The organism is Beduinella massiliensis, assembly GCF_900199405.1.
In the GTDB taxonomy this organism is placed as follows: Bacteria; Bacillota; Clostridia; order Christensenellales; family Aristaeellaceae; genus Beduinella; species Beduinella massiliensis.
Map to the genome: position 1 here is coordinate 268666 of NZ_LT963430.1, position 21992 is coordinate 290657.

General features: G+C 62.3%; 24 protein-coding genes and 1 tRNA gene. 19 read left to right on the top strand and 6 right to left on the bottom strand.

Going from position 1 to position 21992, the window contains the following annotated elements; translation table 11 throughout:
- Window positions 1-62: 62 nt before the first annotated feature.
- The 5 genes from C1725_RS02045 to C1725_RS02065 all read left to right on the top strand — a co-directional run bounded on the left by C1725_RS02045 (window position 63) and on the right by C1725_RS02065 (window position 5166).
- Window positions 63-998 carry an ABC transporter permease subunit gene (locus tag C1725_RS02045; RefSeq protein ID WP_102410026.1) on the top strand — a complete coding sequence of 312 codons (936 nt, stop codon included), beginning with the start codon at window positions 63-65 and terminating at the stop codon, window positions 996-998.
- Complete coding sequence (locus tag C1725_RS02050; protein WP_102410027.1) at window positions 998-1882, top strand: ABC transporter permease subunit; 885 nt, start codon at window positions 998-1000, stop codon at window positions 1880-1882. Before C1725_RS02045 ends, C1725_RS02050 begins: the two co-directional genes overlap by 1 nt.
- 46 nt (window positions 1883-1928) lie before the next feature.
- A complete protein-coding gene (locus C1725_RS02055) occupies window positions 1929-3386 on the top strand; it encodes an extracellular solute-binding protein (protein WP_346026253.1) in 1458 nt (485 codons plus the stop codon).
- 59 nt (window positions 3387-3445) lie between these two features.
- Window positions 3446-4732 (top strand): FAD-dependent oxidoreductase, encoded by a 1287-nt coding sequence (locus tag C1725_RS02060; protein ID WP_346026254.1) that lies wholly within the window; start codon window positions 3446-3448, stop codon window positions 4730-4732.
- A gap of 224 nt (window positions 4733-4956) precedes the next feature.
- Window positions 4957-5166 carry a DUF2325 domain-containing protein gene (locus tag C1725_RS02065; protein ID WP_102410030.1) on the top strand — a complete coding sequence of 70 codons (210 nt, stop codon included), beginning with the start codon at window positions 4957-4959 and terminating at the stop codon, window positions 5164-5166.
- A 94-nt stretch (window positions 5167-5260) separates the two neighbouring features.
- On the opposite strand, the gene C1725_RS02070 is transcribed toward C1725_RS02065, so the two are convergent.
- Window positions 5261-5650: an iron dependent repressor, metal binding and dimerization domain protein gene (locus C1725_RS02070; RefSeq protein WP_102410031.1), complete on the bottom strand. Its 390-nt coding sequence runs from the start codon at window positions 5648-5650 to the stop codon at window positions 5261-5263.
- A gap of 199 nt (window positions 5651-5849) precedes the next feature.
- Here C1725_RS02070 and C1725_RS02075 point away from each other — a divergent pair, with 199 nt between their 5' ends.
- The 10 genes from C1725_RS02075 (at window position 5850) to C1725_RS02120 (ending at window position 14270) form a co-directional block, all read left to right on the top strand.
- The gene (locus C1725_RS02075) at window positions 5850-6059 is read left to right on the top strand and encodes a FeoA domain-containing protein (RefSeq protein WP_102410032.1); all 210 of its coding nucleotides are present in this window, start codon (window positions 5850-5852) and stop codon (window positions 6057-6059) included.
- Between the two features lie 15 nt (window positions 6060-6074).
- Window positions 6075-6296, top strand: a complete 222-nt coding sequence (locus C1725_RS02080) for a FeoA domain-containing protein (protein WP_102410033.1) — start codon at window positions 6075-6077, stop codon at window positions 6294-6296.
- A gap of 57 nt (window positions 6297-6353) precedes the next feature.
- Complete coding sequence (feoB, locus tag C1725_RS02085; RefSeq protein WP_102410034.1) at window positions 6354-8855, top strand: FeoB small GTPase domain-containing protein; 2502 nt, start codon at window positions 6354-6356, stop codon at window positions 8853-8855.
- Window positions 8856-8908: 53 nt separating this feature from the next.
- Window positions 8909-9055 (top strand): FeoB-associated Cys-rich membrane protein, encoded by a 147-nt coding sequence (locus C1725_RS02090; protein WP_102410035.1) that lies wholly within the window; start codon window positions 8909-8911, stop codon window positions 9053-9055.
- Window positions 9056-9108: 53 nt separating this feature from the next.
- The gene (locus C1725_RS02095) at window positions 9109-9441 is read left to right on the top strand and encodes a heavy metal-associated domain-containing protein (RefSeq protein ID WP_102410036.1); all 333 of its coding nucleotides are present in this window, start codon (window positions 9109-9111) and stop codon (window positions 9439-9441) included.
- A gap of 334 nt (window positions 9442-9775) precedes the next feature.
- Window positions 9776-10321: a cupin domain-containing protein gene (locus C1725_RS02100; protein WP_102410037.1), complete on the top strand. Its 546-nt coding sequence runs from the start codon at window positions 9776-9778 to the stop codon at window positions 10319-10321.
- 36 nt (window positions 10322-10357) lie between these two features.
- Complete coding sequence (locus C1725_RS02105; RefSeq protein ID WP_102410038.1) at window positions 10358-11464, top strand: polyamine ABC transporter ATP-binding protein; 1107 nt, start codon at window positions 10358-10360, stop codon at window positions 11462-11464.
- A 14-nt stretch (window positions 11465-11478) separates the two neighbouring features.
- Window positions 11479-12402, top strand: coding sequence for an ABC transporter permease subunit (locus C1725_RS02110; RefSeq protein ID WP_102413214.1), 924 nt, complete (start codon window positions 11479-11481; stop codon window positions 12400-12402).
- Complete coding sequence (locus C1725_RS02115) at window positions 12399-13205, top strand: ABC transporter permease subunit (RefSeq protein WP_102410039.1); 807 nt, start codon at window positions 12399-12401, stop codon at window positions 13203-13205. The genes C1725_RS02110 and C1725_RS02115 overlap by 4 nt, the downstream gene beginning before the upstream one ends.
- A 21-nt stretch (window positions 13206-13226) precedes the next feature.
- A complete protein-coding gene (locus C1725_RS02120; protein WP_102410040.1) occupies window positions 13227-14270 on the top strand; it encodes an extracellular solute-binding protein in 1044 nt (347 codons plus the stop codon).
- Window positions 14271-14449: 179 nt separating this feature from the next.
- On the opposite strand, the gene C1725_RS02125 is transcribed toward C1725_RS02120, so the two are convergent.
- Window positions 14450-16174, bottom strand: a complete 1725-nt coding sequence (locus C1725_RS02125) for a sugar-binding domain-containing protein (protein WP_102410041.1) — start codon at window positions 16172-16174, stop codon at window positions 14450-14452.
- Between the two features lie 162 nt (window positions 16175-16336).
- Here C1725_RS02125 and C1725_RS02130 point away from each other — a divergent pair, with 162 nt between their 5' ends.
- Window positions 16337-17107, top strand: coding sequence for a helix-turn-helix domain-containing protein (locus C1725_RS02130; RefSeq protein WP_346026255.1), 771 nt, complete (start codon window positions 16337-16339; stop codon window positions 17105-17107).
- Window positions 17108-17146: 39 nt separating this feature from the next.
- On the opposite strand, the gene C1725_RS02135 is transcribed toward C1725_RS02130, so the two are convergent.
- The gene (locus tag C1725_RS02135; protein WP_102410043.1) at window positions 17147-17704 is read right to left on the bottom strand and encodes a TPM domain-containing protein; all 558 of its coding nucleotides are present in this window, start codon (window positions 17702-17704) and stop codon (window positions 17147-17149) included.
- 98 nt (window positions 17705-17802) lie between these two features.
- Here C1725_RS02135 and C1725_RS18850 point away from each other — a divergent pair, with 98 nt between their 5' ends.
- A complete protein-coding gene (locus C1725_RS18850) occupies window positions 17803-17997 on the top strand; it encodes a hypothetical protein (RefSeq protein ID WP_346026256.1) in 195 nt (64 codons plus the stop codon).
- Here the strand turns inward: C1725_RS18850 and C1725_RS02140 are convergent.
- A tRNA-Arg gene (locus tag C1725_RS02140) sits at window positions 17960-18036 on the bottom strand. The genes C1725_RS18850 and C1725_RS02140 overlap by 38 nt on opposite strands.
- Window positions 18037-18177: 141 nt before the next feature.
- Between C1725_RS02140 and C1725_RS02145 the strand changes: the two genes are divergently transcribed.
- Entirely contained in the window at window positions 18178-19155 is a 978-nt protein-coding gene (locus tag C1725_RS02145) for a hypothetical protein (RefSeq protein WP_102410044.1), read from the top strand.
- A gap of 142 nt (window positions 19156-19297) precedes the next feature.
- Here C1725_RS02145 and C1725_RS02150 read toward each other — a convergent pair whose 3' ends face one another.
- Together C1725_RS02150 and C1725_RS02155 are read right to left on the bottom strand one after the other, a co-directional pair.
- Window positions 19298-20566, bottom strand: coding sequence for a DUF1015 family protein (locus C1725_RS02150; protein ID WP_102410045.1), 1269 nt, complete (start codon window positions 20564-20566; stop codon window positions 19298-19300).
- A 103-nt stretch (window positions 20567-20669) separates the two neighbouring features.
- A complete protein-coding gene (locus C1725_RS02155) occupies window positions 20670-21536 on the bottom strand; it encodes a hypothetical protein (protein ID WP_102410046.1) in 867 nt (288 codons plus the stop codon).
- Between the two features lie 141 nt (window positions 21537-21677).
- Between C1725_RS02155 and C1725_RS02160 the strand changes: the two genes are divergently transcribed.
- Window positions 21678-21944, top strand: a complete 267-nt coding sequence (locus C1725_RS02160; protein WP_102410047.1) for a DUF1294 domain-containing protein — start codon at window positions 21678-21680, stop codon at window positions 21942-21944.
- Window positions 21945-21992 lie beyond the last annotated feature (48 nt).

Genomic DNA, 21992 nt, shown 5'->3' on the forward strand with positions numbered 1-21992 from the left:
TAAGATGAGCGCACAGTGAGGGTGCGCCTAGGAGAGAGGGCCGCCCGCGAGGAGGAGACGGCATGCGGAATCTCAGAAGACAGCGCCTTGGCGCGTACCTCAGGGAAAACTGGTGCCTGTACGCCATGTCGCTTCCCGGGCTGCTGTTCCTGATCGTTTACAAGTTTACACCGCTGTACGGGCTGACGCTGGCCTTTAAAGACTACAACATGTTCGCGGGAAACGGGCTGCTGGACTCGCTGGTGAAGAGCGAGTGGGTCGGGCTGACGCACTTTGAGCGCATCTTCTCAAGTCCGCAATTCGGCCAGCTGCTCACGAACACGCTGCTCATCAGCATCTACAAGATCGTGCTGCTCTTTCCGCTGCCCATCCTGCTCGCCGTTCTGATGAACGAGATGCGCGGGAGCCTGTACAAGCGGACGGTACAGACGATCATCTACCTGCCGCACTTTCTCTCGTGGATCATCATCTACGGCATCTTCTTTACGCTGCTCGCCTCCGACGGCATGGTGAACCAGGCGCTGAAAGCGCTGGGCCTGTCGCCCGTCCTGTTCTTCAGCGATCCGCACGTCTTCCGCTCCGTGCTCGTGGCGACAGAGGGATGGAAGGAAACGGGCTGGGGCACCATCGTCTACCTCGCGGCCCTGACCTCCATCGACCCTGCGCTTTACGAGGCGGCGGTCATGGACGGCGCGAACCGCTGGCAGCGGATGCGCCACGTCACCTGGCCCGGGCTCGTGCCGGTGGTGGCGATGATGCTGCTGCTTCGCGTGGGCAACATCCTATCCGCGGGTTACGAGCAGATCCTGGTCATGTACAACCCCGCCGTCTACAGCGTGGCGGATATCATCCAGACCTACGTTTACCGCATCGGCCTGGGTCAGATGGATTTTTCCACCGGTACGGCAATGGGCATGTTTGAATCGGTCGTCGGCTTCGCGCTGGTCGTCGCGGCCAACGCGGTCAGCCGCCGGTTCTTTGAAAGGAGCCTGTGGTGATGATCAAGTTCAACGCGCCGCCGCGCCGGGAGGGGCGCCGCGTCTTTCAGGCGGCCAACAACGTCTTCTTCCTCGCCGTCGCGCTCGTGTGCCTGCTGCCCTACCTGCACCTAATCGCCAAATCCTTTTCCGGCAACTTTGCGGTCGTTGCGGGGAAGGTGGGCTTCTGGCCGGTGGACTTCCAACTGGACGTGTACGGTTACGTCGTCCGCAACGGCGTGTTCTGGCAGGCGTTTCGCAACAGCGTGCTGATCACGGTCCTGGGAACGATCGCCTCGATGGCCGTGACCGTGCTCGCCGCCTATCCGCTCTCCAAGCCGGACTTTCGGGGGCGGAGGCTGATCCTGCTGCTGTACGTTTTCAGCATGCTGTTCTACGGGGGAACCATCCCGATCTACATCCTGATGCAGTCGCTCCGCCTGCTCAACACGCTTTGGGCGATGATCATCCCCTTTCTGGTGACGCAGTTCAACCTCTTCGTCATGAAGACGTTCTTCGAGGGGATCCCCCCGGCGATCGAGGAGTCGGCAAAGATCGACGGCGCGGGGCAGATGCGCATCCTGCTGTGCATCGTGCTGCCGCTCTCGCTGCCGTCGCTCGCGACCATCGCGCTCTTTTACGCGGTCAATTACTGGAACGGTTTTTACCATGCGATGCTGTTCGTGAACAAGCAGGACGTCAAACCCCTGCAGCTCTACCTGTACGAGATGATCGGCGCCGCAGCCAACACCTCGGAGTTGGATCCGGAGGCGGCGATGAGCATCTCTTCGGGCGGCGTGCAGGCCGCATCGATCGTGCTGGGCACGCTGCCCATCGTGCTGCTCTATCCGTTCGCCCAGAAGTATTTCGTTCATGGACTGACGATCGGCTCTGTGAAGGGCTGATGGTAGCGCCTGAATGAAAATAAAAAAACGCAGGAGGGATGACACAATGAGGAAACCGAAAATTCTGGCTTTGGCGCTTGCGATGCTCTTAACGCTTGCGCTCACGGGAACCGCGTTTTCGGAGGACCGGCCAGTGCTCAAGGTGTTGGGCGGATTCGTCGCGAACATGGACCCCAACGACGACCCGACCCAGGCCGCGATCGAGGAGCGCACGGGCTACAGGTGCGAATACGCGATGCTCCCCCAGGACAATCCGGAGCAGAAGCTCAACATGGAGATCGCTTCCGGAACGCCCTACGACATCCTGATGATTTCGCCGGACATGTTCCGCATGCTCGCCAAGCAGAACGCGCTGCTCCCGCTGGATGACCTGCTCGCCACGGACGGCGCGAACCTGCTCGCCTCCATCGGCGAGGAAACCTGGGAGCTGGGACGCTTTGAAGGGGAGACCTACGGCATCCCGATGATGAACGAGCGTCCGAACATCGAGAACACGATCCTCATGCGTCAGGACGTGCTGGATGAACTGGGGCTCGCCGTGCCCACGACGCCGGAGGAATTCCGCGATGTGCTGCGCGCGGTCAAGGAAAAGAAGCCGGACATGATTCCCTACTCGGCGCACACGAACATCTACAGCGAGACGCTGATATCGGGCTTCGGCTTCTACTTTAACTGGAACGAGCGGGACGGCAAAATCGTGAACCGCGTGGACCTGCCGGAGTACCGGGAATACCTGTCCTATATGCGCGGGCTGTACGAGGAGGGGCTGATCGACCCGGACCTGGCGATCAACAAGAGCGTCAACATGAACGAAAAGTTTGCCTCAGGAAAGGTGTTCTCCATTCCGTCCAACTGGAATGACGCATCGATTCAGGTGCCGGCGCTTTACGCGAACGTGCCTGAGGCGAAGGTGACTTACGTGCTGCCGCTGAAGGACGAGAACGGCGAGGCGAAGATTCGCGCCAACCGCTACCTGAACAAGGTGACGGCGATTCCCAAGTCCGCGGAGCACCCGCTGGACGCGGTAAAGTTCATGAATGCGAAGCTTGATCCGGAGACGTTCGTCTACATCACCTTGGGTACGGAGGGCGAGACGTTCACCGTGACGGACGGCAACCAGTACGAGCCGATCATGCCGATCTTTTCGGAGCTGCGCAACAACGCATGGTGGTACCTGAACGGCATCGACGAAGTGAAGTACGCGGACATGTGGCTCGCGCGCACCCGCCGCAACGCGGAACTGGGCAAGGCGTTCGACGCGATCAACGCGGAGTACGACCGTTACGCGGCGATCGATCCCACGGCGAAGATGCCTACGCTCGATCCGGTCGCGAAGTATCAGCAGGCGCTCAAGAAGGCGCTGGACGACTACGAAATCAAGGCGGTCGTCGGCGTGGAGAGCCTGGACAATTATGACAGCTTCCTCAGCCAGTGGAAGAAGGACGGCGGCCAGGACATGATCGACGCGGTAGGCGAATGGTATGCCGAAGAAAAGGCGGAATAAAAAGCGGGGGCGCGGCGGGGACACGCCGCGCCCCCTTTGGATACGGGGAGGAACGAGCCATGCATTATGACGTGGAAATTCCGGAAATGACGTCCTGCGACGTGCTCGTCTGCGGCGCGGGGCCGTCGGGCATCGCAGCGGCAGTCAGCGCCGCGCGTCAGGGACTTGACACCGTGCTGCTGGAGCGCTACGGCTCGGTGGGCGGGTGCCTGACGATGGCAAACGTGACGACGCTGATGGGCAGCGCTACGCCGGGCGGCATCTGGCAGGAGGTCATGCGCCTGTTGGAGGCGCCCGACGGAGGCACGGCGGTGGACCCGGAGTCGGCGAAGGGACGGCTGCTGGATCTGGTGACGGAGGCCGGCGTCAGGCTCTACCTGCAGACGCCCATCGTGGACGCAATCTGTCGGGACGGCGCGGCCGAGGGCGTGGTCGCCCTCACACAGGAGGGCCCCGCGGCGGTTCGGGCACGGCGCGTCATCGACGCTACGGGCGACGGCTACGTGGCGGCGCGCGCCGGGGGAGAGGTCATGATCGGCCGGGAAGAAGACGGCCTGGTACAGCCAGTGAGCCTGATGTACCATATCGAGGGCGTCGATCCCGCCTGCACGCTCGTATGCCGTCATGAGGAGGACGACACCCTGCTTCCGGGGGGAGAAAGCTATCTGTCGCTGTGTGCGCGGGCGGCCAGAAATGGAGAACTGCCGCCGCATGTGACGATCGTGCGGCTGTATCCGTGCTTAAAGCGGGGGGAATATCTCGTCAATGCGACGCAGCTTGGCGGCGTGCGCACGCTCGAAAACGGCGACCTGACGCGCGCGGAAAGCGCGCTGCGATCGCAGATGGAGCAGGTGAACGCCTTCCTGCGCGCGCATGTTCCGGGCTTTAAGCAGGCGCGCACCCGCATTTCCGCCTCGACGCTAGGCGTGCGTGAAAGCCGCAGGATGCGGGGGCGCTACGTGCTGGAGGCGGAAGATGTGCTTACAGGCAGCCGCTTCCCGGACGCCGTCGTGCACCGGGCAAATTTCCCGATTGACATCCACAACCCGACGGGCGGAGGACAGGCGGAGCGGGAGGGGATTCCCTATCAGGCACAGGATTACGACATCCCCCTGCGCTGTCTGCAGCCTCTGGGCGTAGGCCATCTCGTGCTGTGCGGGCGCAACATCAGCGGAACGCACCGCGCGCATGCCTCCTACCGCGTGATGTGCATCGCCATGGCCGTGGGGCAGGCGGCGGCCATGACGGCAAAGGCGTCGCTGGATGCGGGGGTAGACGTCGCACAGGTAGACCCCGCGGCCGTGCAGCGGCTGCTGACGGAATGCGGATGCGATTTGTGGGGATGAAAAAGGGCGGGCCATCGGCGAAGCCGGTCGATACGACAGCAGAGGAGGGGCGGTTTCCCTTTCCTGTATCCCCCTTACATGACGATGCTGTGTCGGTCGTCTGGGCGTCCGCCGCTTGACAGCGGCGGACGTTTTTGTTATAATCAACCCAGGGTTAGCGGATGCTAATTGTTTTTTAAGGAGGAAGTTAGCGGCGGCTAATTAAAAAACACGCAGGAGGTATTATGCGCGCGGTCATCATCGGCAGGAACGAATGCATGCAGCGGCGATACATGGACGTCTGCAGGAAGTACGCCTGCGGGGCCAAGGCCTTCGCCCGCAAGACGGGCGGCATCGCGCGCGGGCTGGGCAACGCCGCTATGATCTTTCTGTGCATGGATGCCGTCTCGCACACCAAGGCGCAAAATGCCGCGCGCGAGGCGTTTTCCGGGTGAAGATTTCAGCGCGCGCTTTTCATGGCGGGCGTAAGGGAAGGGCGGGTATTCCCCGAGCTCGGAGGGCAGCCTCCCCGGGGCGGCTTCCTCTGGATCATACGCTGCGACCGCGATTCGGCTGCGCATGCTCTGCGTGCTCGCGGATCTTTTGAAACGTGATGTCGGACAGGTCGTGCTCTACGCGGCATGCGTCGCGCTGGGCCGTTTCTTCGTCCACCCCCAGGGCGATGAAATAGCGCGTGAGCAGCAAATGGCGCTCGTAGATGCGCTCGGCCACGGCGAGCCCCTTTTCCGTAAGCGTAATGTAGCCCTGGCGGTCTACCAGGATGTAGGCGTCTTCCTTTAAGAGGTTTACCGCGCGGCTGACGCTCGGCTTTGAAAAGCCTAGCGCGCCGGCGATGTCGATGGAGCGGACACCTCCCTGTTTCTTTTCAAGCATAAGGATGGTTTCCAGGTAGTTTTCGGCGGACTCGTAGAGCTTCAAGCGGGACGCCTTCTTTCCGGTTTTGTCTTATATAGCATAAGCTAACCGATGAAAATTTGTCAAGGTTTAGAATGCTTTTCGGCGCGGTTTCCCTTGACGCGCAGGCTTGAAAATGGTAAACTTATGCACGGGTTAGAATTTGCTAACCCATATGCTTAAATCAAATGTTAGCCATGGATAACAAAGAGGAGGTGGCGTCATGCCGTTAACGCTGGCGAAGCCCGGGCAGCGGATGCGCATCCGCAGGATTACGGGGAAGGACGAAACACAAAAATTCCTGGGCAACCTGGGATTCGTCGCCGGGGAAATGGTGACGGTGGTGTCAGAGATTTCCGGAAACGTCATCATCGGCGTAAAGGATACGCGCGTGGCGATTTCAAAGCAGCTTGCGCAGCGCATCCTGGTTTGAGGGGAGGTGGAAAAGTTGCAGACGCTTAGAGAGACCGCATGCGGCGCGACCGTAACGGTAAGGAAGATCGATGGCGAGGGTGCGGTACGCCGCCGGATCATGGACATGGGACTGACCAAAGGGACGCAGGTGCTCGTCCGCAAGGTGGCTCCGCTGGGAGACCCTATAGAGCTTACCGTGCGCGGATACGAGCTGTCCATTCGTAAAGCGGACGCGGAGAGCATTCTGGTCGAATGACCCCGCGTTCTTTTACGACAAAAAGTTAACCTTGGATAATATGGAGGAGATGTTCCCATGGAGCTGAAGATCGCGCTGGCAGGCAACCCAAACTGCGGAAAGACCACGCTTTTCAATGCCCTGACCGGTTCCAATCAATACGTCGGCAACTGGCCGGGCGTCACGGTGGAAAAGAAGGAAGGCCGTTATAAGGAGAACAAGGAGATCGTCATCCAGGACCTGCCGGGCATTTACTCGCTGTCGCCCTATACGCTGGAAGAGGTCGTGGCGCGCAATTACCTGATCGACGAGCGGCCGGACGCGATCCTCAACCTCGTGGACGCGACGAACATCGAGCGCAATCTCTACCTGACCACGCAGCTGCTGGAACTGGGGCTGCCGGTGGTCGTCGCCCTCAACATGATGGACGTGGTCAAAAAGCAGGGAGACCAGATCGACGTCTCCACGCTCTGCGGCAGGCTGGGCTGCCCGGTGGTCGAGATTTCGGCCCTCAGGGGACAGGGCATCCGGGAGGCGATGGACAAGACCGCGTCGCTGGCCGCGTCCGGAAAACCCGCGAACGTCAACCACAGGTTTGCGCCGCGCGTGGAAAGCGCACTCAGCGAGGTCGAGGCGCTCGTTAAGGACGTGACGCCGGAGGCGCAGCGAAGGTTTTACGCGGTCAAGCTCTTTGAGCGGGACGAAAAGATTTTAGCGCGCATCCACGCGGGCGCGGATGTCAAGGCACATCTGGAAAGGATCGTCGCCGCCTGTGAAGCGGAGCTGGACGACGACAGCGAAGCGATCATCACCGGCGAGCGCTACGAATACGTCAGGGGCGTCATCGCGGGCGCGGTGCGCAAGCGGCACAGAGGCGCGACCGCGAGCGACAAGATCGACCGCGTGGTCACCAACCGCTGGGCGGCGCTGCCGATTTTTGCGGCCGTCATGACGCTGGTGTACTACATCGCGGTTTCGAGCCTGGGCGGCATTCTGACCGACTGGGCGAACGACGGCGTCTTTGGGGACGGCTGGCACCTGCTGGGTATCGGCTCCGCCGCGTATGAGGAAGCGTCGGGCGATTACGAGCTCGAAAGAGAAAAGGTGGAAGCCTACATCGAGGCGGCGGAAGCGGCCGGCGTGGACGTGAGCGCCGTGCAGGCCGCGCTCGAAGCGGAGGAGCCGGACGAGGCGGCTGTCAGCGAATTTACGGCCGCCGCGCAGTCCGCGAACGTAACCGCGGCGCTGTCCCTGAGGGACGGGGAAGGCAGCGTCATAGAGACGCTTACCGTGGGCGCGCCCGAATTTACAGCGGCGCTGGCGGCCGGGGAGCCTGACCCGGCGGGTTACGGCGTGTGGATCGCGGGCATCCCGGTCCTCGCGGAGCGCGGCCTTGAGGCCATCGGCTGCGCGGACTGGCTGAGCAGCCTGGTTTTGGACGGCATCATCGGCGGTGTCGGTGCGGTGCTCGGCTTCGTGCCGCAGATGCTCATCCTGTTCCTGATGCTGGCGTTTCTGGAGGACTGCGGATACATGGCGCGCATCGCCTTCATCATGGACCGCATCTTCCGCCGCTTTGGCCTGTCGGGCAAGTCCTTCATCCCGATGCTGATCGGTTCCGGCTGCGGCGTGCCGGGCATCATGGCCTCGCGCACCATCGAGCAGGACCGCGACCGCAAGATGACCATCATGACCACGACATTCATCCCCTGCGGCGCGAAGATGCCGATCGTAGCGCTCATCGCGGGCGCGGTGTTCGGCGGCGCCTGGTGGGTGGCGCCCAGCGCCTACTTTATCGGCGTGGCGGCGATCGTCGTTTCCGGCATCCTGCTCAAGAAGACCCGGCGCTTTGCCGGCGAGCCCGCCCCCTTCGTGATGGAGCTCCCGGCCTATCATATGCCGTCCGTCTCCGGCGTGCTGCGCAGCATGTGGGAACGCGGCTGGTCCTTCATCAAGAAGGCCGGCACGATCATCTTCCTGGCGAGCATTCTGGTCTGGCTCGCCTCGAACCTCGGCTTTACAGAGAATGGCTTCGGCATGGTGGAGGACATGGATGCGAGCCTGCTTTCGGCCATCGGCGGATTCATCGCCCCGCTGTTTGCGCCGCTGGGCTTCGGCACCTGGCAGTCGTCCGTGGCTACGGTGCTGGGGTTGGTCGCCAAGGAGGAAGTCGTCGGCGTGTTCGGCACGCTGTACGCCGTCGCAGGCGACGCGCTGGAGCTGGTGGACGCGGGCGCGTTCGGGCAGCTGGGCGCGATCGCTTCGCACTTCACGCTGCTCAGCGCCTACAGCTTCCTGGTCTTCAACCTTCTGTGCGCGCCGTGCTTTGCGGCCATCGGCGCGATGAAACGCGAATTCAACAACGCGGGCTGGACCTGGTTTGCGATCGGCTATCAGACGGGCTTCGCCTACGCTGTTGCGCTGATCGTCTATCAGCTGGGCCTTTTCTTCACCGGCAACGGCTTCACCGTTTGGACGGCGGCGGCGCTGATCGTCCTGGCGGGGCTGTGCTACCTGGTGTTCCGCCCTTCCGCGGAAAAGAAGATTCAGCGCGCGGGCGCGGCGGACGCGCGGGCTTGAGACCCGTGCGCGGCGGCGCGGCCGCCGAGCGACCTATTGGAAAGGAGATTTTCATGAACATCGGAACGATCGTCGTCCTTTTGGCGCTGGCCGCCGCGGCGGTACTCGCCGTACGGCACATGCGCAGGAAGAAGTCCGCGTGCGGCTGCGGCGGAAGCTGCGGCTCCTGCGCCTGCGGATGCCCCCATGCGGACAAGTAAAGGCGTGGCCGAACAGATGGAGCCGCTAAACGGAAAGTAAAGGAGGGAGGAGCATGAACACGGCGACGGCGCTCATTCTGATCGTCTTGACGGTCATTGGGCTTTGGGCGCTCAAGAGCTACCTTCGCAAGCTGGAAAGCGGCTGCTGCGGGGCAAAGGTGAAGAAAAAGGAGGCTGCGGACATCGAAATTCGCCATGATCCTCTGACCCTGCGTGTCGAGGGGATGGCCTGCGGCAGCTGCGCGCGCCGGGCCGAAAACGCGCTGAACGCATCCGCCGCGCGATCGGGAAAGCCGGCTTCCGCACGGGCGATTCGGCCTGAAAGGACCGCGAATCAAGGGGGGAGCGCGGCCGGCGGCTTTAAACGGTCTTGCGATATACTGTAAAAAGGGCTCTTTGGAGGTCCCGGATCAACACCCGGCGGCGCATCGGCGAGATGCGCCGCTTTTGCGTAAAACCAGTCGGTGAAGGAAGAAAGCGAAAATCGCGGATTCCCGGCCGGGAGGCGCAGCGCGGAAAGATCGGTGTCCCTTGATTTGAGGTTTAGAAGCCTTGAAAAGAATGCTTCAAAAAACGCTGCAAAGTCAATGGATTTTGTGAATATAAGGTGCGGATCAAAAGCTGAAAAATACACTTGACAAGCGCGCACATTTATGATTTAATTGGTTTCGCTGCGATAATCGCAGGGATTGGTCACAGCAAACCGAAAGGGGTGGTTTTGTGGAATTAAACATCGGGGATAAAATCAAAAGCCTCAGGCTGCGCAACAACCTGACCCAGAAGGAGCTGGCCGACCGCTGCGAGCTTTCCAAGGGCTTTATCTCTCAGCTGGAGAGCAACCAGACGTCGCCTTCTCTCTCCACGCTCGAGGACATCCTGGTGACGCTGGGTTCGAGCTTTCGCGAGTTCTTTGCGAGCGAGGCGGCGGAGAAGCCGGTCTACCGCAAGGAGGACGTCTTCATCAAGGAGTCGCCCGATCTGGGGGCCGTCATTCACTGGCTGATCCCGAACGCCCAAAAAAAGGACATGGAGCCCATCCTGATGACGCTGTCGCCGGGCGGCCACAGCGAGCTGGACCTGCCCCACATCGGCGAGGAATTCGGCTACGTGCTCGCGGGCAGCGTTCAGCTCAACCTGGGCGAGCGCTCGTACAAGGTGCGCAAGGGGGACAGCTTCTCCTTTAAGCCCGACGGCCCGCACAACCTGGTGAACACGGGCAAGACCGACGCGACGGTGCTGTGGGTCTGCACGCCGCCGAATTTCTGATCCTTCATCCTATTTCGATTCCGAGGAGGGGCGGCCATGGGGGAGCACATCATCGAACTGCGGGATCTGCACATGGTCTTCGACGACCATTACGAGGCGCTGCGGCACATCAACCTGTACATCAACAAGAACGAGTTTCTGACGCTGCTGGGCCCCTCGGGCTGCGGCAAGACGACCACGCTGCGCTGCATCGGCGGCTTTGAACGTCCGACCTCCGGCGAAATCTTCTTCAAGGGCAAGAACATCGTGGATCTGCCGCCCTATAAGCGCAGCATCAACACGGTCTTTCAGCGCTACGCCCTCTTCCCGCACATGAACGTGGCGCAGAACGTGGCCTTCGGGCCGGACCTTCGGCGCGAGGACAGGCGCAAGACCGCCGCGCGCGTCGGGGAGATGCTGGAGCTGGTGGGCCTGGAGGGGTTCGAGCGGCGCAAGGTGCAGAGCCTGTCGGGCGGGCAGCAGCAGCGCGTGGCCATCGCCCGCGCGCTCATCAACAAGCCGGACGTGCTGCTGCTGGACGAACCGCTCGGCGCGCTGGATCTCAAGCTCCGCAAGGAGATGCAGGGGGAGCTCAAGCGTATCCAGCAGGAGAGCGGCATCACCTTCGTCTTTGTGACGCACGACCAGGAGGAAGCGCTCACCATGTCCGACACCGTGGTCGTGATGCGCGGGGGCGAAATTCAGCAAATCGGAACGCCCGAGGACATCTACAACGAGCCGAAGAACGCCTTTGTCGCGGACTTCATCGGGGAGAGCAACATCCTGTGCGCGACGATGGCGGACGATCTGCGCGTCACCTTCCTGGGGATGGAATTCCCCTGCGTAGACCGGGGGTTTGGACAGAACACGCCCGTGGACGTGGTGCTGCGCCCGGAGGACGTGAAGCTGCGCTCGCCGGATACGCCGCTCGACTGCCCCGCGCCGCAGGGCGAGGTGCTTTCCACGCTCTTCAAGGGCGTGCACTACGAGATGCGCGTCCGGGTAGGCGAGGAGGAACTGCTCGTGCATTCCACGCACGCGCGGGAGCCGGGCACGAAGGTGCGCGTCACCGTCGCGCCCGCGGACATTCAGGTCATGCACAAGTCCGACCGCTCGCCGGACGTGCTCAAGAACGAACGCGCCCGTAAAGGGGCCGCGCTGTGACGGGGGTGAGGGATTTGCGCAAAAACGCGCTGCTGGTTCCCTTTCTCGTGTGGCTGCTGATCTTCATTCTCGTGCCGCTGGGGCTGATCGTCTACTACGGCGTGACCGTGGAGGAGCCCATCCCCTACGAAGAGGTCGCGCAGCCCGACGGCTCCGTGCTGTATCAGCTTTCGGACGGCACGCTGCAGGAAGAGGAGCCCTGGGAGACGGTCAGGGTTTTCTCGCTGCAAAACTTTTCGCGCGTCGTGGAGCCGATGTACCTGAAGCTGCTCGTGCGTTCGCTGCGCGTGGCGCTTTACACCACGATCATCTGCCTGCTGCTTAGCTATCCGCTGGCCCTGATTCTGACCGGCCGCGGCTTTAGGCGGCGGAATCTCTTCCTGATGCTCATCATCCTGCCCATGTGGATGAACTTCCTGCTGCGCACGTATTCGTGGATGTCGCTGCTGGAGAACTCCGGCCTCGTCAACAGCCTGCTGGAGGCTCTGGGCTTTGCGCGCGTGCAGTTCCTCTACACCGAGGGCGCGGTCGTGCTGGGCATGGTCTACAACTTCCTGCCCTTCATGGTGCTGCCGCTGTACACGGTGATGGAAAAGATCGACCACAGCCTGCTGGAGGCCGCGGCCGACCTGGGCGCGAACCCGCTCAAGTCCTTCCTGCGCATCACGCTGCCGTTTTCCCTGCCGGGCATCCTCGAGGGCGTCACGATGGTCTTCGTACCCGCGGTGACCACCTTCGTCATCTCCCAGCTCATGGGCGGCGGCAAGGTGCCGCTCATCGGCGACATCATTCAGCAGCAGTTCGGCAAGGCCAACGACTGGCACTTCGGCTCCACGCTGTCCCTTCTGGTCATGGTGGTCGTGCTCTTCTTCATGTACGCGCTGGGCCGCGCGGACAAGGAGGAGGAAGAGGAGAAAAGGGGGGTGCGCATCCTGTGAAGGCTTTTGCGAAGCGCTTTTACGTGGCGCTCATCCTGCTCTTTCTCTATACGCCCATCGTACTGCTGATCGTCTATTCGTTCAACGCGAGCAAGTCCCGCGCTGTGTGGGGCGGCTTTACGCTGGACTGGTACCGCGAGCTGTTTCAGGATCGCAAGATCATGGCGGCCCTTCAGACCACGCTTTCTATCGGAATCATCGCCGCGGCGGTTTCCACACTGATCGGCACGCTGGCGGCCATCGGGCTCTACCAGCTCAGGCGCGGCCCGCGCGCCGCGCTGATGGCGCTGTGCAACCTGCCGATGCTCAATTCCGAGATCGTCACGGGCGTTTCGCTGATGCTGCTCTACACCGCGATGAACCTGGAGCTGGGGTATCTTACGCTGCTGCTCTCGCACGTGGCGTTCTGCATCCCTTACGTCATCCTCTCGGTGCTGCCCAAGCTGCGCCAGCTCGACCCGCATTTGGCGGAGGCGGCGCAGGACCTGGGCGCGACGCCGCTGCAGGCGTTTTGCAAGGTCATTTTGCCGGACATCATGCCCGGCGTGTTCAGCGGCTTCCTGATGGCGCTGACGATGTCCATCGACGACTTTGTGATCTCCTTCTTCACGACCGGCATGGGCGTACAGAACCTTTCCATCACCATCTACACGATGGCCAAGCGCGGCATATCGCCCAAGATCAACGCGCTTTCCACCCTTATATTCCTAACGGTGCTGCTGCTGCTCGTCATCGTCAACCTGCCGGACTTCCTCGACCGGGAGAAGCGGGACAAAAAACGGCGCGGCATGCGCACGGCCTGACGACGAAATGGAGGTAACAATATGAAACGGACGCAGATCCTTCTTTGCCTGCTGCTTGCCCTGACGCTCGCCCTGCCCGCCATGGCGCAGGCCGCGCCGGAGACGATCACGGTCTACAACTGGGGCGATTACATCGACGAGGACGTGCTCTATCAGTTCGAGGACGAGACAGGCATCCGCGTGGTGTACGAAACCTTTGAGACGAACGAGGACATGTACACCAAGCTCAAAAAGAGCAAGGCGGGCTACGACGTGATCTTCCCTTCGGACTACATGGTCGAGCGCATGGCAAGGGAAAAGATGCTGCGCGAGATCGACTGGAACAACCTCCCCAACGCCGCCCAGATTCAGGAGCGCTTCCGCGGCCTCTCCTATGACCCGGAGGATCGGTATTCCGTGCCCTACACCTGGGGCACCATGGGCATCCTGTACAACAAGACGATGGTGGAAGAGGCCCCGACCTCCTGGAGCGCCCTGTGGGACGAACGGTACGCGGGCAGCATCCTGATGCTGGGTTCCTCGCGCGATACGCTGGCGATCACGCTCAAGGCGCTGGGCTACTCGCTCAATTCCACCGACGAGGCCGAGCTGGAGGACGCCAAGCAGCGCCTCATCGAGCAAAGCCCCCTGGTGCTCGCCTACGTCGTGGACGAGGTGAAGGACAAGATGATCGCGGGCGAGGCGGCGCTGGCGCTCGTATGGGCGGGCGACGCGACCTACTGCATGAGCGAGAACGAGGACCTTGCCTACGTGATTCCGGAGGAGGGCTCCAACATCTTCTTCGACGCGATGTGCATCCCGGCGACCGCGAAGAACCCGGAGGGCGCGGAGAAGTTCATCGACTTCCTCTGCCGCCCGGACATTGCGGTGCAGAACTTTGAATACGTTGGTTACGCGATCCCCAACCAGGGCGCGATCGACCTGCTGGGCGACGACTACCTGAACTCGCCCGTCTCCAATCCGCCGCAGGAGCTGCTCGACAAGTGCGAAATCTTCGAGTACCTGGGCGACGCGACGAAGACCTACGACCGCATCTGGACGGAAATCATCACTTCGCTGATGTAAGCTGAAAACCAAAGGCCGGAAGGCACGAAGCGCTCGATTTGAGCCTTTGCGCCGTCCGGCCTTTTTATGAGGGCGAGCGCCTTCGATTGAACCCGCTGCCGACTTAGCCGCATGAACGCTTGCGAAACGAAAAAGGGGGCCGCGGGCGAAGCATCGCCTGCGGCCCCTTCGGGGAGCGCTTAATCCTCGATCGCAGCCTTGCGCGTGAGAATTTGCTTGAAGATTTCCACGTCGAACTTGGGTTCGCGGTCGTAGGTGTAGAGGCCGTTCTGCTCCTGCTCGACGTTCGTGAGCTGCGTGTAGCAAAGGCCCATGATCCTGGGGTTGTCCAGAATCGCGTCCGCGAGGCCGCGGAAACGAGCGATGAAGTCCTCCGGCGACTTGGGCATGTTGCCGTAGCCCCAGGCCTTTTCTCCCATCGCCCAGCCGATTCCGCCGTACTCGCTGATGAAGACGGGCAGCTCGCCGTCATACTGCTGGCGGACGCCCGTGCCGCGGTGATTCACCTGATCCCACAGCTCGCCGCCGTTGGCCAGCGCGTCGTAGTGCTCGCGGAAAATCGCTACGTCCTGCTCGTAGTCGTGCACGTCGTAGATGTCGGTGGCCACGTGGTAATTGCCGCTGGTATCGATGCACGGGCGGGTCGGATCGACGCTCTTCGTCGCCAGGTAGACGGCGCGCAGCACCTCGTCGTCCTGCTTGCGGTGATCCCTGTCCCAGGTCTCGTTGAAGGGGCACCAGCCGATGATCGCGGGGTGGTTGAAGTCGCGGTCGAGCTCTTCCAGCCACTCGGGCAGGACGCTGAACACCGCCTCCGGACGGGTATGATCCAGGCCCCAGTTGGGGAACTCGCCCCACACCAGATAACCCAGCCGGTCGCAGTGGTAGAGGAAGCGCTCCTCGAAGATCTTTTCGTGCAGCCGCGCGCCGTTGAAGCCGCAGGCGAGGGAGAGCTCGATGTCGCGCACGAGCGCCGCGTCGCTCGGGGCGGTGTAAATGCCGTCCGGGTAGAAGCCCTGGTCGAGCACGGTGCGCTGGAAGACGGACTTGCCGTTGAGCAGGAACTTGCGCCCGTCGAGTTGGACGCTGCGAAGCCCCGCATAGCTGTAGACGACGTCTTCCCCGTAGGAAAGCTCGATATCGTACAGACGGCCGCAGCCGACCTCCCATAGGTGCACCTCGGAAAGCGAAAGCGCGAGCTGCGCGAGGCCGCCGCCGGATTGGACGGACGCCTGGCCCACGACGCGGCCCTCATAGCGCGCGGTGACGGCGAGCGTTCCCTCGCCCCGCAGCTTGGCCGCAATCCACAGCGACCCCTCGTCTACGTTCGGGTAGAACTTGACATTTTCTATATGCGTCTTAGGCATGAACTCCAGCCAGACGGTCTGCCAGATGCCGGTGGTGCGGGTGTAATCGCACCCGTGGGAGAAGAATTCCTCGCTCTGCTTGCCGCGCGGGATCATGGGATCGCGCTCGTCGTCCTCCGCGTACACCGTGATGACGTTTTCCCCGGCATGCACGGCGTCCGTGACGTCGAACTGGAAGGAGACGTAGCCGCCCTTGTGCGTGCCGACGCGCTTGCCGTTGACGAACGCCTCGCAGCGATAGTCCACAGCGCCGAAGTGCAGCACGACGCGCTCGCTCGCCTGCGCCTCGCTGAGCGTCACGGCGCGGCGGTACCAGACCCCCATCAGAAAGTCCTTGTGCTCGACGCCCGAGAGCTTGCTCTGCGGGCAGAAAGGAACCGTGATGCGGCCCGCCAGCGCCGCGCCGGGCTCGCTGAGGCCGCGCGCTTTGCCGCTGCGTCCATTGTCGATTTCAAAGTCCCACTCGCCGTTCAGGTTCAGCCAGTTCTCTCGGCGGAACTGGGGCTTGGGATGCTCGCTTCTGGGAATGGAATTCATCGTATCACTCCTTCAAATCAGGCCTGCGGCCGCTTCTTCGTGTGTACGTCCATTATAGAATTTCGTGCCTGCACAGGCAATGACATATCGCTTATTTATTTGACATATCCTACTGTACTCGCTACAATAGTACCGACAAATTACGCGCCGGGAGGAAAGATCATGGTCGTCAGCGCGCGCCACCGATGGTCGGAAGCGGCCGGCTTTACAATCAACCGGCCGTCGGGCATCGAGCATTTTACGCTGCTGCATTTTTTCGGTTCCGTTCGGCTTCGGATAGGAGACGGCGCGCCCGTCTGTACGCGGCCGGAGGCCTGCGTCCTGTTTGCGCCCCACACGAGGCAGTGGTTTTGCAGCGAAACGCCCCTGCTGCACGACTGGATGCACCTGAACGCCTGCGCCGCAGACCTCGTGCGGCGCTACGGCGTGCCGGTGGATACGCTTTTGTACCCGGGCGACTGCGCCTTCATCACGTCGGGCATCTGCGAGATCGAGCTGGAAATCAACAGCAGCCGCGCCCACCGCGCGGAGCTGGCGGACGCGGCTGCCGAAATGCTGCTCATCCGCCTCAGCCGCGCCTGCAGCAGCGCAGCGGAGGCTCGCGCCGTCAACCCCGAGCTGGGCGCGCTGCTGCACCGGTTTAGAAGTGGACTGTTCGCGAGGCTTGGAGAGGCTTGGACGGTGGAGCGCATGGCGGAGGAAATGCACATGAGTCCTTCCCGGTTTTACGCGCTCTACAAGGCGCAATTTGACGTCTCCCCGATGAACGACCTGATTCAGGCGCGCATCGACGCGGCTAAGAGCGTCCTCACAGGCCAGGACATCTCGATTTCGGAGGTGGCCGAACGCCTCGGCTATGCCAATGCGACCCATTTCAGCCGGCAGTTTCGCCAGCGGACCGGAATCTCCCCGCGCGGGTATGCGCACAAGTAGCCGCATGGCGCGCGTCCCGGTGGTTGAATAATTCAGAAATTATCTTGATGAGCCAATATCCGCGACGGCCCTGACGATTTCCGGATCGTCGAATAACAGGGTTTGCTTTTTGATGAGCGTCAAACAGGTTGTAAGGGCCAATTCCCGCATGCCGTTTGAATAGTCGCCCTTGGAAAAGCTTGGTATACAGATGTCGAATATCGCGTCGGAGGTGTCGGAATCGAGCAAGCGATCCAGTCCGCTTCCGACCTCAAGCGCGATTTCCCGATCTCCTGCTGCGAGCAATAGCAGTACGCCGTCGTTTCGCTCTGCATCGCCGATGCCCCAGGAGTTCATAAGTTCAAATGCAAAATCGCGTACCCCCATTCCCTCTAGGGAATTTACGGTTACACAGACTACAGCCGCCTTTGTCATTTTATTGAGGTCGTCACAATAAGAGGCAATCTGTGCCTCATCTCTTGCGGAGATGACGTCCGCGAAATCGAAGACATGCGCGAACTGTTCAGGACGCGTAGGAATCGACGGGATGACGTCTTCAGACAGAACAGGAATCTGAACGAGCAGCAGGACGAGCAGCAGCGAGAGAAACTTACGCATGATTGCACCTCATTTTCCGCGCAAATGGCGATGGTTTATTTGCTGCTGTTATTTCGATGGGCGCCTGCATAGATTCCTCTTTTGCAAGAGGCGAGCCTTTGAAAAGGATGGATCAGTACAAAGAGACCGCTGTGCCGGAGTTTCATGGTTCACTTACAAGCCGGGCGCATTGCGAGACGCGGGGGCACCGTAAACGTGAAAACGAAGAAAAAAAAGAAAACCATCAACAGCGCGAGGCATGTCAACAGTTTTCAGTGGCGCGCCCAACAGGATTCGAACCTGTGGCCTTTTGATTCGTAGTCAAACGCTCTATCCAGCTGAGCTATGGGCGCATATCTCTTGGGAACGAATGATATGATACTACATTTTTTGAGCGATGTCAAGCGCAAAAAAGCAAACGGCGCGAAAAGTTTTGCGGTCTGCGTCGTGAGACGGGCTCATACAATGCCCTGCATGGAAGAGGGGGAATCTGTATGCAGCCGATACTTCTGATTGAAAGCGGGACGCCGGGCCTGCTGTACGTGAACGGACAGTTTTGTGGGGAGCTCACGGAGCCGCAGCCCTTTCCCTCCTGGCCAGACGGGCGGGCGCTGATCGAGTTTCGGCCGCTGGGACGCTCCGCCCTGCCCATGGCCTGCGCGCTCACGTTGAAGGACGGGCTCCTGCAGCCGCACGGTCAGGAGGGCGTCTTCTGCGTGCAATGGCCGGACGGGGTGGCGCAGGTAGAATTGCGTCCTCAGCGGCTGGAGGGGACGCCAGTCTTGACGGACATCGGCTGCGGCCTGACGCTCGCAGCGCGGGAGGGAAGCGCTGCGATTCTGCGCGGAGAAGAGATCGTGCAGCCCCTGCCGCCGGGCGCCCGGGACGTGAACGCCAAGCCCGCCGAGGCGGGCGGGTGCGTGGCGACAGGCCGCTGCGCCGCGGGAATGTTCATCTGCTGTGTGCCGCCGCCCGGCGGACGCATCGGAGACGGCGCGAGCGGCTTTCTGCTCGCGCGCACCGTCAAATGGGAACGCGCCGACCTGGTGCGGGCGGTTTCCGGCGGCGAAGACACGGTCGGCCACGGCATGCTCAGCGAATACCGCGTGGACGCGGAGGGCTTGCACGTTCTCTCCTCGCAGCCCGTCTGGACGGACGGCGCGCCGCGCTGGCCGCAAAGCGCGCAGGAGACGCTGCGCGCATACCTGGAAGCGAGGCATGCGGGGCTCGACGCGGAGGCGAACGGCTATCTGTCATCGCCGGGCGTGGGCGGAGAGCTGCCGCCGTTCGACGCGGTGCTGCCGCTCCGCTATCCGCTTTGCCGCCCGCCCGCGGGCTGTCCGCTCGCGATGGGTGTGATGCGCGTGCGGGAGGCGGGCCTCGCCTGCGTGACGGCCGTGTGCGCCCGCGCGCGGGATGCGCGCGGCAGGCAGGGGAACTACTGCCTGGACGCGATGCAGATTTACGCTTGAGGATCGATCACAGACAGAGAGAATAGCCATTTTTGCCGCGCTCTTTCATCCGCAGGGGCGCGGCGTCGGCATGCCCGGGCTGCCAGGCACGCGCCGGTTCCGGCACGAGGCCTGTCCAATGGAAGACGGACGAGGCGCTTCTTTACTCGATTGCCCGGCATTCCATATAATAACGTTTTTCAGAGGCCTCGCCCATCGAAAACGTCTTGCGCGGCAGCGCGCCGTCGCGGCGCACGGCGGGAAAGAGCGCGTGCTTGTCAAGCGCTTCCAGCAGGAAGCAGGCATTGCCCGGCTGACGCCCCAGGCCGCGCGCGAAGTCGCCGCCGTGGATGTAGTCCAGGCGCGTCTGCGGCCGGGCGCGCAGGTATTCGTCCAGAAAGCTTTGCAGGGTAGCGACCGGCAGGGAGAAGGGGGCGTTCAACACGGCGAGAGAGAGCCCGCCCTTTGCGCAGGCGAAGGAGAGCGCCTGCTCGCCCTCCACGGCGTGGCGGCGTTCCAGAGAAGCGCCGTGCGCAATCAGGAAGCGGCTCAGGCTGTGCAGCACGTCCTGCTCGTCCACGCCGAAGAGCACGCGGTGAATGGGCTCGAAGACGAGCGCCTCGTCGTGCAGGTTCACGAGCTCCACGAGCGCATAGCGCGCGGGATGACGCTCGCGCGCCTCGGGAGAGAGCGTCTCTCGCAGGTTCAGCCAGCATTGGCGCGCCGTGGCGAGCGAGTGGTTGCCGTCGCCCACCGCATAGAGCAGCCCGCCGCAGGCGACGCGCAGCGCGTTCAGCGCAGAGGCGATCTGTACTTTTTGCGCGGGATCGTCTACGCGGTAGCCGTGCAGATGGCCGCCGCCCTCCATCAGGTCGAAATCGTACAGCGTCGTCAGACGCTTGCGGCGCTGGTAGAGGGGTTCGATGACGGTGCGCTTTGGGTCGTCCACGAGCAGCATCACGTGGGGCGTCTCCAGCGGAGCACCGGCTCGGATGCGCACGCGCGGGGGAATGCGCTCGAGGATCGTGCCCTCCGTCGCCCGGACGAGGGAGGCGCTGCCGCGCTCGAAGTCGTACATCTCCAGATCGACGCAGCCGACGAGCCCCAGGCGTTTGCCGGAGGGCACGGTGCGCTCCACGAGCACAAAGCCGTCCCGCACCGCGGGCACGAGCGTGCCGTCCTGAAGATAGCGCGCCATCTCGTCCTGAATGGCGGGCACACGGCCGAACCCCTCGCACAGGTGGATTTCCGGGAACGTCAGGTGAAGCGTCGAAGGAGAACCGCCGACGAAGCGTTCGACGCGGTTCCAGTAGGCGGGATCGGAGGTGTACTGGTCGCAGGCGACGACGGCCCACCGGGAAAGGTCCACGTGCGGAGCGGGCAGCAGGATGTCCGCGGGGCAAAAGCCCAGGGATTGAAAGGCTGAGGACATGAAAAAACGCTCCTTCCGTCCGATGCGGTCGGGATTTGTTCCCATCATAGCATCGGTCGGGGAGCGTGTCAACGAAAAGCGGCAAGCCCCCGCACGCGCGGGCCTACTCCTCCTCGTTGACGAAGGGCAGCTGTGCTTCCAGCGGGGCGAGCTGCTCGGAGAGGCGCTGGCAGAATTCCCCGACGCGCTGCGCACGGGTGAATTCCGGCAGGCCTAAAAATTCCTTGATCGAGAGCACGAGGCCGGACAGGCTCTCGTCCAGCCGGTGCGCGCGGGTGCGCTCGTCGTCGAGCGCGATGCGCAGCAGGTCGTAGCGGACGTTCAGCCGGTCCAGCGCGATGGCCGTCTCCTGCGTGGGCGCGTTTTGCGCCAGGGCCAGCAGATGGTTGAGGCCGTCCAGCATCTGATAGAGCGCGGGGTCCTGCATGCTCTCCACGCGGCTCTGCGCCTCTTCGAGCAGCGCCTGCGGGCTCTCCTGATGCGCGCGCGGCTGAAAGGGATCTACGTACGGCTCGCCCGCCGCCTCCATGTCGGCCATGACCTCGCGCACGAGCGAGGGACGCGTCTTGAGACACGAGCGGTACTTGTTCTGATAGCGCAGCATCTTCGATTTGTCGCCGCCGGCCATCTCCTGAACGCAGGCGCGCACGCTCTTGCCCTCTGCGCGGGAGGCGAGCACGGCGCGCAGCAGCTCGCGGACCTCACCCTGCGAAAAGGGCTCGAAGGGCGGCGCACGCTTGAGCTCCGGCTCCTGGCCCTGCTTGAGCTGCGCGTAGTAAAAGTTCCGGATGCTGTTGGGCTTTCGGCCCAGCCGCTCCGCCATGCGCTCGAACACGCTGCGCAGGGGCTCGCCCTGCTCGGCAGACGCATGGATTTCTTCAAAAAGCTGTGAAACTTCTTCCGGTTGCCAGCCGCCGCGGGCTCCCCGCGCGACGCGCGATGGCGTGGCGGCCTGCTTTGTCATTTCCAAAGGTCCATCCCTCCATTGACGCGGTGTATACTGCGGTGATAGTATGATCTGCGGCGAGGCGGCTTATGCAAAAGGCTCGCTGGATCGGTTGCGCCGGGGTACCGCGATGCGCTACAATCATATGAAAAGGAGGGGCTGTGCATGCTAATAAAGATCGCGCTTGTGCTGACGGGCTGTATGAGTTTGGTTTCCTTCGTTCTCTTTGGGGTGGATAAGCGGCGGGCGCGCCGCGGAGAGTGGCGTATTCCCGAGCGGACGCTGCTGACCTGCTGCGCGCTCTTCGGTGCTGCGGGCGGCCTTTGCGGCATGCGCGCGTTCCACCACAAGACGCGGCACAAAAAGTTCGCCTACGGCGTGCCCGCTCTGCTGGTTGTGCAGGCCGCCCTGCTGGCTTTGCTGATCTTTTGACGCGCGAAAATGCGTTCATTTTATCTGCTCCGCCGTTTCAAACAGGAC